Below are 11,599 nucleotides of genomic sequence, written 5' to 3'. Positions count from 1 at the left end.
CTTCAGCGCGGCCGGGTCCAGTACCCCGGCTGCGCATACTGCGCCTTCAGCATGTCGATGAACGCGCGCACCCGGGCCGGCAGGTGGCGCTGCGGCATGTAGACGGCCATGATGTCGTAGGCCGGCAGCGCGTATTCGTCCAGCACCGTCATCAATTCCCCCGACGCGAGCTGCGCCTGGATTTCCCACGTCGAGCGCCATGCGAGGCCCAGGCCTTCGCTGGCCCAGCGGTGCAGCAGCTCGCCATCGTTGCAATCGAGCTTGCCGTCCACCTTGATCGTCACCGGCTTGCCATCCTTCTGGAAGTACCACCCCCGCTGCTGGCCGCCCTGCAGGTTGAACGCCAGGCAGTTGTGGCGTGCCAGATCGTCGAGCGTCCGCGGGATGCCGCAGCGTTCGAAGTAGGCCGGCGTGCCGCACACGACGCGCCGGTTCGTCGCGAGCTTCACCGCGACGAAACTCGGGTCCAGCACGCCGCCGATCCGTATTCCCAGCTCATAGCCTTCGCGCACGAGGTCCACCACCTGGTCAGTCAGGTTGAACGAGATGCGTACCTTCGGATGCGCGGCCAGGAAGGCCGGCGCGTGCGGCGCCACGTGCAGCCGGCCGAACGCGGCGGGCGCGGACACGATCAGGTGGCCGCTCGCTTCGTCGCGCCCTTCGGACACGATCGTCTCCGCCATCTCCAGGTCCGCCAGCAGCTGGCGGCAGTGCTCGAGGAAGCGCGTGCCGGCTTCCGTCAACGTCAGGTGACGCGTCGTGCGGTGCAGCAGCTTGACGCCAAGCCGGCGCTCCAGCGCATCGATGCGGCGGCCCAGCATCACCGGTGTCACGTGCTGCGCCAGCGCCGCGCGGGCCAGGCTGCCCTGGTCCACGGCGTCGACGAACGCGGTCATCTCCTTGATCTTGTCCATGCAGTGAGTATTCCATACCCCAGGTATCGGATAAATGGATTTTTTGTGTTCTTATCAAGGCCGCCGCAAAGCCCTAGCATCGGGTCATCGACATCAACACAGCCGGAGGCATGATGGCCAAGATGACCGCAGCGGAAGCAGCCGTACTGGTGCTGGAAAAAGAGGGCGTCCACGTCGCATTCGGCGTGCCGGGTGCCGCGATCAACCCGTTCTACGCGGCGTTGCGCAAGCGCGACAGCATCCGCCACATCCTCGCGCGGCACGTCGAAGGCGCGTCGCACATGGCCGAGGGTTTTACCCGCGCCGCGCACGGCAACATCGGCGTGTGTATCGGCACATCCGGCCCGGCGGGTACGGACATGATCACGGGCCTGTATGCGGCCCACGCCGATTCGATACCTATTCTTTGCATCACGGGCCAGGCGCCGCGCGCCCGGCTGTACAAGGAAGACTTCCAGGCCGTCGACATCGAATCGATCGCCAAGCCCGTCACGAAATGGGCCGTCACGGTGCGCGAGCCGGCGCTGGTGCCGCAAGTGTTCCAGCAGGCGTTCCACCTGATGCGCTCGGGCCGGCCCGGCCCCGTGCTGATCGACCTGCCGGTGGACGTGCAGATGGCGCAGATCGAGTTCGACCCGGAGACGTACTCGCCGCTGCCAGCGTACAAACCCGCGGCGACGCGGGCGCAGATCGAGAAGGCGCTGGACATGCTGAATCGCGCGCGCCGCCCGCTGCTGACGGCCGGCGGCGGCATCATCAACGCCGATGCGTCCGAGCTCCTCGTCGAATTCGCGGAGATCACGGGGGTACCCGTCATTCCCACGTTGATGGGATGGGGCTCGATTCCCGACGATCACCCGCAGATGGCCGGCATGGCCGGCCTGCAGACGAGCCACCGCTACGGCAACGCGACGTTGCTGGCATCGGACTTCGTGATGGGCATCGGCAACCGCTGGGCCAACCGGCACACGGGCGGCGTGGACGTGTTCACGAAGGACCGCAAGTTCGTCCACATCGACATCGAGCCCACGCAGATCGGCCGCGTGTTCGGGCCGGACTTCGGCATCGTGTCCGATGCGAAGGCGGCGCTGCAGCTGCTGGTGGAAGTGGCCCGCGAATGGCGCGCCAGCGGGCGCCTCGCGGATCATTCCGAGTGGCTGGGCGAATGCCAGGAACGCAAGCGCACGATGCTGCGCCGCAGCGACTACGACAACGTGCCCGTCCACCCGCTGCGCGTGTACCACGAGATGAATGAATACTTCGGGCGCGACGTGCGCTATGTCGCCAGCATCGGCCTGTCGCAGATCGCCGCCGCCCAGTTCCTGCACGTGCACCACCCGCGCCACTGGATCAACTGCGGCCAGGCCGGCCCGCTGGGCTGGACGATTCCCGCCGCGCTGGGCGTGCGCGTGGCCGATCCGCAGGCCGACATCGTGGCGATCTCCGGCGACTACGACTTCCAGTTCCTGATCGAGGAGCTGGCCGTGGCGGCGCAGTTCAAGCTGCCGTACATCCACGTGCTCGTGAATAACGCCTACCTGGGGCTGATCCGCCAGGCGCAGCGCAACTTCGAGATGGACTACTGCGTGCAGCTGGCGTTCGAGAACGTCAACTCGCCCGAGCTGGAAGGCTATGGCGTCGATCACGTGGCCGTCGTCGAAGGGCTGGGCTGCAAGGCGCTGCGCGTGTTCCGGCCGGACGGCATCGTGCCCGCGTTCGAGCAGGCCCGGGCGCTGATGCGGCAGTACCAGGTGCCCGTCGTCGTCGAGATCATCCTGGAGCGGGTGACGAATATCGCGATGGGCACCGAGATCGATGCGCTCAACGAATTCAACGACGTCCTCGACATCCAATAAGGGATCACCATGAAGCTCGCCGCCAACCTGACGATGCTGTTCAACGAAGCCGATTTCCTCGACCGTTTCCGCCTGGCCGCGCAGGCGGGCTTTCACGGCGTCGAATTCCTGTTCCCGTATGCGTACCCGGCACAGACGTTGGCCGCGCAGCTGGATGCGCACCGCCTGGAGCTGGTGCTGCACAACCTGCCGGCCGGCGACTGGGCCGGTGGCGAGCGGGGCATCGCCTGCCACCCGGACCGGCGCGGCGAGTTCGAAGACGGCGTCGGCGTCGCGCTCGCGTATGCGCAGGCGCTGGGCGTGAAGCAGCTGAACTGCCTGGCGGGCATCCTGCCGGCCGGCGTGTCCGCGGACGCGGCGCATGCGACGCTGGTCGCCAACCTGCGCTTCGCCGCGCACCGGCTGAAGGAAGAGGGCATCGCGCTGCTGATCGAACCGATTAACACGTTCGACATCCCCGGCTTCTTCCTGAACGGCAGCCGGCAGGCGCTGGACATCATCCGCGAGACGGGATCTGACAACCTGTTCCTGCAATACGACATCTACCACATGCAACGGATGGAAGGCGAGCTGGCCGCGACGATCCGCGCGTACCTGCCGCTGATCCGGCACATCCAGCTGGCCGACAACCCGGGGCGCGGCGAGCCGGGCACCGGCGAGATCAACTACCGCTACCTGCTGCCGCTGCTGGACGATATCGGCTACACGGGGTGGGTGGGGTGCGAGTACAAGCCGCGGGCGGGGACGGTGGCGGGGCTGGGGTGGATTGCCGAGCAGGCCGAAACGCTCGCTTGAACCCCAAAGCAAAACCCGGGGTCAGACCCGGCGGGTCTGACCCCAGCCGTTCGCCGTTGGGGTGAAAGCACGCCGTATCGACACCTTTGTTCTTTCTACTGGAGACCATCATGACCAAAACAGGATTCATCGGCCTCGGCATCATGGGCGGCCCGATGGCCGGCCACCTGCAAGTGGGCGGCTGCAAGCTGTACCTGCACGACGTGAAGAACCCGCCGCTGGCGCTCGTCGAGAATGGCGCGACCGTCTGCACCAGCGCGGCCGAAGTGGCCAAGCGGGCCGACATCATCTTCGTGATGGTGCCCGATACGCCGCAGGTCGAGGAGGTGCTGTTCGGCGAACACGGCGTGGCGGCCGCGCTCACGCCGGGCAAGATCGTCGTCGACATGAGCTCGATCTCGCCGCTCGCGACGAAGGAGTTCGCGAAGAAGATCAACAAGAAGAGCTGCGACTACATCGACGCGCCCGTGTCCGGCGGCGAGGTGGGGGCGAAAGCGGCCACGTTGACGATCATGGCCGGCGGCACGCAGGAGGCGTTCGACCGCGTGCTGCCGCTATTCCAGCTGATGGGCAAGAACATCACGCTGGTCGGCGGCAATGGCGATGGCCAGACGGCGAAGGTGGCGAACCAGATCATCGTCGCGCTGACGATCCAGGCCGTGTCGGAAGCGCTGCTGTTCGCATCGAAGGCGGGCGCCGATCCCGCCAGGGTGCGGCAGGCGCTGATGGGCGGCTTCGCGGCGTCGCGCATCCTCGAGGTGCATGGCGAGCGGATGGTCAAGCGCACGTTCGCGCCCGGCTTCCGGATCGCGCTGCACCAGAAGGACCTGAACCTGGCGCTGCAGGGTGCGAAGAGCCTCGGCATCTCGCTGCCCAATACCGCCGTCACGCAGGAGCTGATGAACAGCTGCGCCGCGCACGGGCTGTCCCAGCTGGATCACTCGGCGCTGTGCCAGGCGATCGAGAAGATGGCGAACCATGCGATCGCCGCCGCGTAACGGGAAGGAGGCGCCATGCGCACGCTGGTGATGTTCCACCCGGACTGCCTGGAGCACCGGCCCGGCCCCGGCCACCCGGAATCGCCCGAGCGCCTGCACGCCGTGATGCGCACGCTGTGGCAGCCGGAGTTCGCGCACCTGGAGTGGCGCGAGGCGCCGCGCGGTACACGCGAGCAGGTGCTGCTGGTACACGAGGCGGACTACGTCGATACCGTCGCTGCGCTGGCGCCCCGCGAAGGCTTGCAGGTGCTCGATGGCGGCGATACGGTGATGTCGCCGAAGTCGTGGGATGCCGTGATGTGCTGCGTGGGCGCCGCCTGTGCGGGCGTCGATGCCGTGATGGCGGGCGAGGCGGACAACGTGTTCTGCGCCACGCGGCCGTGCGGCCACCACGCTGAGCCGGACCGGGCGATGGGCTTCTGCATCTTCAACCAGGTCGCCATCGCCGCCGCGCACGCGCTGCACGCGCATGGGCTGCAGCGGGTCGCCGTCATCGACTTTGACGTCCACCACGGCAACGGCACCCAGGCGGCGTTCCGGCACCGCCCCGAGCTGTTCTTCGGTTCCAGTCACCAGTCGCCGCTGTATCCGGGCACCGGGGCGGCCAGCGAGCGGGGTGTCGGCAATATCGTCAACGTGCCGCTGCCGCCCGGCTGCGGTTCGAAGCCGTTCCGCAGCAGCGTCGGCACGCGGCTGTTGCCGGCGTTGCGCGCGTTCGCGCCGGAGCTGATCCTGGTCTCGGCCGGCTTCGACGCGCACAAGCTCGATCCGCTCGCGCAGATGGAGCTGGACGACGACGACTTTTACTGGATCACCCGCGAGGTGATGGACATCGCGGCCGACGTGTGCCAGGGCCGCATCGTCTCCGTGCTGGAAGGCGGCTACAGCGGCACCGGCTTGGCCGGCGGCTGCGCGGCCCACGTGCGGGCGCTCAACGGGCGCTGAGCGCCGTCGCCGGCGCTAGTGGGGATCAGCCGGGCGATCCACTCGGCGCCATCTTCCAGCAGGAACTGCCGGAACGCGCTGGCCACCGGCGGCAGGCGCTTCTCGCGGCGGTGCACCACGTACCAGTGCAGCATCAGCGGGAAGCGCTCGGCGGGCAGCACGACGAGGCTGCCCGCGGCCAGCTCGCGCCCGATCGTGTGGGCCGACATGAAGCCCAGGCCGATGCCCGCGATGACGGCCTGCTTGATCGTCTCCGTGCTCTTGATTTCCATCGCCACCTGCAGCGCCGCCAGGTGGTGCCCGAGCGCGTCTTCCATCGAATGCCACGTATCCGAGCCCCGTTCGCGCACGACGAACGGGTGGCGCACCAGCTCGCGCAGCGGAATCTGGCCGCGGTGCGCCGCGAGGGGATGATCCGGCGCCGCGACGATCACGTAAGGGTGGGGCGCGAAGGCGTCGTTCTGCGTGTCGGCATCGGACGGCGGGCGGACCATTACCGCCAGGTCCGTGCGGTTCGCCGCCAGCTCGCCCAGCAGCTCTTCGCGGTTGTGCACAGTCAGGTTCAGCTGCACGCCCGGGTGGCGCCGCGCGAACGCCACCATCAGCTGCGGGAAGAAGTAGTCGCCCGCGCTGATCACGGCCACGTTCAGCCGGCCGCCGGACACGCCGCGGTGCTGCGCCATCGCCGCTTCCGCCTCCTCGAACTGCAGGATGATCGCGCGGCTGTAGGGCAGCAGCTCGACACCGGCCTGCGTCAGGTACGTCTTCTTGCCCAGCTGCTCGAACAAGGTCGCGCCCACGTGTCCTTCCAGCGTGCGGATCTGCGTCGACACGGCCGGCTGCGTCAGGTGCAGTTCCTCGGCGGCGCGGGAAAAACTGAGGTGGCGGGCGACGGCCTCGAACGTCTTCAGCTGCCGCAGTGTGGCGTTGCGCATCGAGCCTCCATCCATAAGGTATCGCTGATGATTATCCCTAAAAACTTTAACTTTTACTAATCATTTGATGGCCCTACCATGGCTCCGTGGTCAATCGCACAACGGAGGAGACGATGACGGTGATGAACGGCGCAGCCGCGGCGCAACGCAATGCGTGGAACGCGGCCTTTCACGAGCTGGGCCTGCCCTGGTACTGGGATGTGGATTGCGACCTGCCCGATGCGGGCGCCGAGCGCGCCTGCGTGCGCGACTACCTGGCGCGGCACCAGGCGCACCTGCTGACAGCCTACGACGCGGACTTCCTCGTCGACGCGATCATGGCGACGAAGGAACGCTGCGAGGCGCAGTTCGTCGCCTGCGGCGCGGACGTGACGGCGGCGATCGACTGGCGCGAGCTGCGCCAGCAGCAGATCGGTATCTAACGAACAGGGAAGAGGCGGTGTGCGAAAGCCACTACTTCAGCCGAATTTTTGATTCTTAACCGCGGTCAAGGATATGCGAATTTTGTTCTTCCACAATCGTCCCATCTGTTGAACTTCAAATAAGGGATCAATGATCGATCCCGCGGTTCCAGAGTCGTCATTTGGTCGCAGTCGTGAACACAAAACAGGAGACAAAGGTCATGCACAACCTACTGCACCGCAGCATCGCCAGGCCCCGAGCGCCCCAGCCGCAGCCCACGCCCGATCCTGGAAGCGTACCGACAAAACAGAGGGGAGACACCGCATGAAAACCGAGGCATCGACCGCATTTGAAAGGCCAGCGTCGTTCCGCTGGATGCAACTGGTCATGGGCATCATCTGCATGGCCATGATCGCCAACCTGCAGTATGGCTGGACCTTGTTCGTCAACCCGCTGTCCGAGGCGCATGGCTGGAGCAAGGCTTCGATCCAGGTGGCGTTCACGATCTTCATCCTGACCGAGACGTGGCTCGTGCCCGTCGAAGGCTGGGCCGTCGACAAATGGGGCCCGCGTCCCGTCGTGCTGTTCGGCGGCCTGCTGTGCGCGATCGGCTGGGTGATGAACTCGTTCGCGTCGTCGCTGTTCGTGCTGTACGTGGCCGCCGCCATCAGCGGCATCGGCGCCGGCGCCGTTTATGGCACCTGCGTGGGCTCGGCACTGAAGTGGTTCCCGGACCGCCGCGGCCTGGCCGCCGGCTTGACGGCTGCCGGCTTCGGCGCCGGCTCGGCCGCCACGATCATCCCGATCTCGAACATGATCGAAAGCCGCGGCTATGCCGATACGTTCCTGTACTTCGGCCTCGGCCAGGGCGCGATAGTGATCCTGCTTGCGCTGATGATGGCCCGCCCGCCGCATGCGGCCAGCAAGTCCGCCAAGAAGAAGGCCAGCCCCGCCGTGCTGCAGACGACGGCCGACTACAAGCCGTCGCAGATGGTGCGCACCCCCGTGTTCTGGGTGATGTACTTGATGTTCGTGCTGGTGGCCGCGGGCGGCCTGATGGCGACGGCGCAGATGGGCCCGATCGCGAAGGACTTCGAGATCGACGGCATCAAGTTCAACGTGATGGGCATGGTGCTGCCGGCGCTGACGTTCGCCCTGGCGATCGACCGGGTGCTCAATGGCTTGACGCGGCCGTTCTTCGGCTGGGTGTCCGACCAGATCGGCCGCGAGAAGACGATGTTCATCGCCTTCGCGCTGGAGTCCGTCGGCATCATCGCGCTGTACTACTTCGGCCGCGACCCGATCATGTTCGTGATCCTGACGGGCCTCGTGTTCTTTGCCTGGGGCGAGATCTACAGCCTGTTCCCGGCAACGACGGCCGATACGTTCGGCACGCGTAACGCGGCAGGTAACGCGGGCCTGATGTACACGGCGAAGGGCACGGCCTCGATCTTCGTGCCGATCTCCAGCCTGATCACGGCCGCCAGCGGCAGCTGGGAAGCGGTGTTCTTCGTCGGCTGCGGCATGAACGCGCTGGCCGCGGTGCTGGCCTGGTGGGTGCTGCGCCCGATGCGCAAGCGCTTCATCGAAGAGGCGTCCGGCACCGTCACCGTGCAGGACGACGACACCGTGCTGACCGCCAGCACCGGTGCGGCCCGCCTGGTCAACTGACCTTCCATCACAGACGGCACCTCGCGCAGTTGATTCTGCATCCCGTGCATGCCCGCCGCATGCACGGGGCGGGCACGGCCGCACCATCCGAAAGAGGCTCCCATGATCCAGCACTGGATACGTTTCAGGCACCTCGACATCGTGCGCTTCGGCACGCTCGAGGGCGACAAGATCCGCGTCTTCAAGGGCGACATGTTCGACAGCCCGCAGCGCACGGACATCGCGATCAACCTGGCCGAAGTGGAAGTGTGCACGCCGGTCGTGCCGGGCAAGGTGCTGGCGATGTGGAACAACTTCCATGCGCTGGGCAAGAAACTTGGCCTTGCGCCCCCGCCCGAACCGCTGTACCTGATGAAGCCCCCCACGTCGTACCTTGCGGCGGGCGGCACGATCAAAAAGCCCCGCGTCGATGCGAAGGTCGCGTTCGAGGGCGAGCTGGCGATCGTCATCGGCCGCACCTGCAGCGGCGTCTCCGCCGACAGCGCGCCCGACTACATCTTCGGCTACACGTGCGCCAACGACGTCACCGTCGGCGACATCATCAACCGCGATCCCACGTTCCCCCAATGGGTGCGGGCCAAGGGCTTCGACACGTTCTGCCCGTTCGGCCCCGTGATCGCCACGGGCCTGAACCCGGCGATGCTGGTGGTGCGCACGATCCTGAACGGCGAGGTGCGGCAGGACTATCCGATCAACGACATGGTGTTCTCCTGCGCGGAGCTGGTCAGCCGCATCTCGCAGGACATGACACTGGAGCCCGGCGACCTGCTGTTGTGCGGCACGTCGGTCGGCGTGGGCTCGATGCGGCCGGGCAGCACGATCGCGGTGGAGATCGACGGCATCGGCACGCTCAGCAACCGTTTCGAGTAACCATGAGGAGCAGGTGATGAAGATCGCAGTGATCGGAGCGGGCGCCATCGGCGGCCTGGTGGGGGCGCGGCTGGCGCTGGCGGGCGAGGACGTGACGTTCCTCGTGCGCGGCGCCAACCTGGACGCCATCCGCAACCGGGGTATCCGGCTCGTCGAGATGGACGGCCGCGTGCAGGTGGCGGCCGGCGTGCGGGCCACGGATGACTATGACGCGGCGGGGCCGCAGGACATCGTCATCGTCGCGCTGAAGGCGCACCAGGTGGCCGACGTGGCGGGCCGGATCGGCCGGCTGTTCGGGCCGCGGACCATCGTCGTCACGATGCAGAACGGCATACCGTTCTGGTACTTCCACCGGCACGGCGGCCCATTTGAAGGGCGCGCCGTGCACAGCGTGGACCCGCAGGGCGACCTGGCGCGGCGCATCCCGCCGGAACGGATCCTCGGCTGCGTCGTCTATCCGGCGGCGGAGCTGATGTCGCCCGGCGTGATCCGCCACATCGAGGGCGAGCGCTTCCCGCTCGGCGAACTCGATGGCAGTACCAGCGAACGCGCGCTGGCCGTGTCCGCGTGCTTCCAGCATGCGGGGCTGAAGGCGCCCGTGCTGGAGGACATCCGCGCCGAGATCTGGCTGAAGCTGTGGGGAAACCTGTCGTTCAACCCGATCAGCGCCCTCGCGCATTCGACGCTGGTCGACATCTGCCAGCACCCGCTGGCGCGCGACCTGGCGGCGAACATGATGCGCGAGGCGGAAGCGGTGGCGGCCAAGCTGGGCATCTCGTTCCGCGTGACCCTGGACCGGCGCATCGCCGGCGCCGAAAAGATCGGCAAGCACAAGACGTCGATGCTGCAGGACGTGGAAGCGGGACGGGGCCCGGAGATCGATGCGCTGGTGGGCTCCGTCATCGAGCTGGCGCGGATGACGGACACGCCGACGCCGCACATCGATTCGGCTTACGCGCTGGTGAAGCTGCTGGAGCAGACGATGACGGAGGCGCGGGGTGGGGTGAGGTTGCAGTTCAGGGTCAGACCCGATGGGTCTGACCCAAGCAGTTCGCTTCTTGGGGTGAAAGCGTGCTGAGGGGTAGGTGAGAGCCGTGGAGGCGTTCTAACCCCAGACTCTTGCCTTCTGGGGGAAAGGGTGCTGCGCTATAGGGTCAGACCCGACGGGTCTGACCCTGATGAATCACATGCCCCAGGTGTAGGCGCCTTCGTCCTGCTCCGGTTTCTGCTCGCTCAGTTTGTCGCGCAGGTCCAGGTTGAAGATCGACAGCAGGAAGGCTGCCAGGGAAAATCCTTGCTCTTGCTTTGCGGTATCGGTGAAGCCGTTCATTTTGATGCTCCTCTGGATGGTTGAAAGCTCGTATGCCCTTGATTATAAAGGGAGCAGACCCCCGGTCCAATTGACGCGGACGATATCCGTCATTCACATTTCGGATATCTGTCTATGAAAAAGCGCTCAAAAATAAGGCAGAAAAATTTCTTGATTGCCGCCCGAAAACTGTTGCTTTTCGGATCGATTCAAATCTTGCCCTGGTGCTTCAAGCGGCTCAGCGTTTCCGGCGACAGGTTCAGGTAGTACGCCAGTTCCTTTTTCGGCAGGCGCTCGAACAGCTCGGGGAATTTGCGCATGAAGCGGTGCACGCGGCCCGGCGCGTCGAGCAGGTGCAAGGTGATCGTGTGCGCCATGATGCCGCTCATCAGGTTCATCACCTCGTGCTCGAACGCCTGCTTCAACAGGCTGTGGCTTTGCAGGAAGTCGACCCACTGCGGCAGCGGCATCGTCGCCACGCGCGCCTTCGTCACGCACACGATGCTGTACGGCGTCGGCGTCTTCAGGCACCACGCCGCATAACTCGTCTCGATATCGCGCTCCGATGAAAAGCGCAGGATCATCTCCTTCGCTTCGTGGTTCGTCACCTGGCGCTTCACGATGCCGTCAAGGATGAAGAACTGGTCCATCTCATACACGCCCTGGTTCTGCAGCAGGTCGCCCTTCTGGTGATTGGTCACCGTCAGGTACGGCTCGAGGGCCGCCATTTCGCTGTCCCGCAACGCCTTCAGCACGATGTTCTGCTTCAGCTGCGCGCGGATGATGTTCCGTTCCGGGTGGTTCGCAATCAGCATGGATAACCATCCAACATACACGAATTGACATCATGCGGCGAATCTTGACCGCGGTCAATGATCCAAATCAGAGGGGCTGGCTATGATGA

The 11,599-nt window shown here is 65.9% G+C and carries 12 protein-coding genes; 8 read left to right on the top strand and 4 right to left on the bottom strand.

Features of this window, described 5'->3' with window-relative positions:
• Window positions 1-2: 2 nt before the first annotated feature.
• Window positions 3-914, bottom strand: a complete 912-nt coding sequence (locus IP92_RS18795; protein ID WP_145877850.1) for a LysR family transcriptional regulator — start codon at window positions 912-914, stop codon at window positions 3-5.
• A 113-nt stretch (window positions 915-1,027) separates the two neighbouring features.
• Between IP92_RS18795 and gcl the strand changes: the two genes are divergently transcribed.
• The 4 genes from gcl (at window position 1,028) to IP92_RS18775 (ending at window position 5,508) form a co-directional block, all read left to right on the top strand.
• Window positions 1,028-2,770, top strand: a complete 1,743-nt coding sequence (gene gcl, locus IP92_RS18790) for a glyoxylate carboligase (protein WP_145878154.1) — start codon at window positions 1,028-1,030, stop codon at window positions 2,768-2,770.
• A 9-nt stretch (window positions 2,771-2,779) separates the two neighbouring features.
• Entirely contained in the window at window positions 2,780-3,565 is a 786-nt protein-coding gene (gene hyi / locus IP92_RS18785) for a hydroxypyruvate isomerase (protein ID WP_145877848.1), read from the top strand.
• Window positions 3,566-3,675: 110 nt separating this feature from the next.
• A complete protein-coding gene (gene glxR, locus IP92_RS18780) occupies window positions 3,676-4,563 on the top strand; it encodes a 2-hydroxy-3-oxopropionate reductase (protein ID WP_145877845.1) in 888 nt (295 codons plus the stop codon).
• Between the two features lie 15 nt (window positions 4,564-4,578).
• Complete coding sequence (locus IP92_RS18775) at window positions 4,579-5,508, top strand: histone deacetylase family protein (RefSeq protein ID WP_145877843.1); 930 nt, start codon at window positions 4,579-4,581, stop codon at window positions 5,506-5,508.
• Here the strand turns inward: IP92_RS18775 and IP92_RS18770 are convergent.
• A complete protein-coding gene (locus tag IP92_RS18770) occupies window positions 5,445-6,443 on the bottom strand; it encodes a LysR family transcriptional regulator (protein ID WP_145877840.1) in 999 nt (332 codons plus the stop codon). The two genes, IP92_RS18775 and IP92_RS18770, sit on opposite strands and share 64 nt — an antisense overlap.
• Before the next feature lie 113 nt (window positions 6,444-6,556).
• Here IP92_RS18770 and IP92_RS18765 point away from each other — a divergent pair, with 113 nt between their 5' ends.
• The 4 genes from IP92_RS18765 to IP92_RS18750 all read left to right on the top strand — a co-directional run bounded on the left by IP92_RS18765 (window position 6,557) and on the right by IP92_RS18750 (window position 10,464).
• Entirely contained in the window at window positions 6,557-6,865 is a 309-nt protein-coding gene (locus tag IP92_RS18765) for an HAD family hydrolase (protein ID WP_145877838.1), read from the top strand.
• A gap of 304 nt (window positions 6,866-7,169) precedes the next feature.
• On the top strand, window positions 7,170-8,516 hold the full coding sequence (gene oxlT, locus IP92_RS18760; RefSeq protein ID WP_145877836.1) for an oxalate/formate MFS antiporter: 1,347 nt from the start codon (window positions 7,170-7,172) through the stop codon (window positions 8,514-8,516).
• A 102-nt stretch (window positions 8,517-8,618) separates the two neighbouring features.
• Entirely contained in the window at window positions 8,619-9,386 is a 768-nt protein-coding gene (locus IP92_RS18755) for a fumarylacetoacetate hydrolase family protein (RefSeq protein WP_145877834.1), read from the top strand.
• A gap of 16 nt (window positions 9,387-9,402) precedes the next feature.
• Entirely contained in the window at window positions 9,403-10,464 is a 1,062-nt protein-coding gene (locus IP92_RS18750; RefSeq protein ID WP_145877832.1) for a 2-dehydropantoate 2-reductase, read from the top strand.
• 105 nt (window positions 10,465-10,569) lie between these two features.
• On the opposite strand, the gene IP92_RS29950 is transcribed toward IP92_RS18750, so the two are convergent.
• Together IP92_RS29950 and IP92_RS18745 are read right to left on the bottom strand one after the other, a co-directional pair.
• On the bottom strand, window positions 10,570-10,716 hold the full coding sequence (locus IP92_RS29950) for a hypothetical protein (RefSeq protein WP_158206786.1): 147 nt from the start codon (window positions 10,714-10,716) through the stop codon (window positions 10,570-10,572).
• A gap of 188 nt (window positions 10,717-10,904) precedes the next feature.
• Entirely contained in the window at window positions 10,905-11,510 is a 606-nt protein-coding gene (locus IP92_RS18745) for a Crp/Fnr family transcriptional regulator (RefSeq protein WP_145877830.1), read from the bottom strand.
• Window positions 11,511-11,599: the final 89 nt, after the last annotated feature.

This window comes from Pseudoduganella flava (genome assembly GCF_007830495.1).
Classification (GTDB): domain Bacteria; phylum Pseudomonadota; class Gammaproteobacteria; order Burkholderiales; family Burkholderiaceae_D; genus Rugamonas; species Rugamonas flava.
Note: the sequence above shows the minus strand (reverse complement) of the source record. Positions and strands in the feature narration are given on the sequence as shown.

Bases quoted from the DNA above. Each gene is read 5' to 3' on its own strand.
- IP92_RS18770 (WP_145877840.1), bottom strand. From the start codon at position 6,443: ATGCGCAACGCCACACTGCGGCAGCTGAAGACGTTCGAGGCCGTCGCC.
- oxlT (WP_145877836.1), top strand. From the start codon at position 7,170: ATGAAAACCGAGGCATCGACCGCATTTGAAAGGCCAGCGTCGTTCCGC.
- glxR (WP_145877845.1), top strand. From the start codon at position 3,676: ATGACCAAAACAGGATTCATCGGCCTCGGCATCATGGGCGGCCCGATG.
- IP92_RS29950 (WP_158206786.1), bottom strand. From the start codon at position 10,716: ATGAACGGCTTCACCGATACCGCAAAGCAAGAGCAAGGATTTTCCCTG.
- IP92_RS18765 (WP_145877838.1), top strand. From the start codon at position 6,557: ATGACGGTGATGAACGGCGCAGCCGCGGCGCAACGCAATGCGTGGAAC.
- IP92_RS18755 (WP_145877834.1), top strand. From the start codon at position 8,619: ATGATCCAGCACTGGATACGTTTCAGGCACCTCGACATCGTGCGCTTC.
- gcl (WP_145878154.1), top strand. From the start codon at position 1,028: ATGGCCAAGATGACCGCAGCGGAAGCAGCCGTACTGGTGCTGGAAAAA.
- IP92_RS18750 (WP_145877832.1), top strand. From the start codon at position 9,403: ATGAAGATCGCAGTGATCGGAGCGGGCGCCATCGGCGGCCTGGTGGGG.
- IP92_RS18775 (WP_145877843.1), top strand. From the start codon at position 4,579: ATGCGCACGCTGGTGATGTTCCACCCGGACTGCCTGGAGCACCGGCCC.
- hyi (WP_145877848.1), top strand. From the start codon at position 2,780: ATGAAGCTCGCCGCCAACCTGACGATGCTGTTCAACGAAGCCGATTTC.
- IP92_RS18795 (WP_145877850.1), bottom strand. From the start codon at position 914: ATGGACAAGATCAAGGAGATGACCGCGTTCGTCGACGCCGTGGACCAG.
- IP92_RS18745 (WP_145877830.1), bottom strand. From the start codon at position 11,510: ATGCTGATTGCGAACCACCCGGAACGGAACATCATCCGCGCGCAGCTG.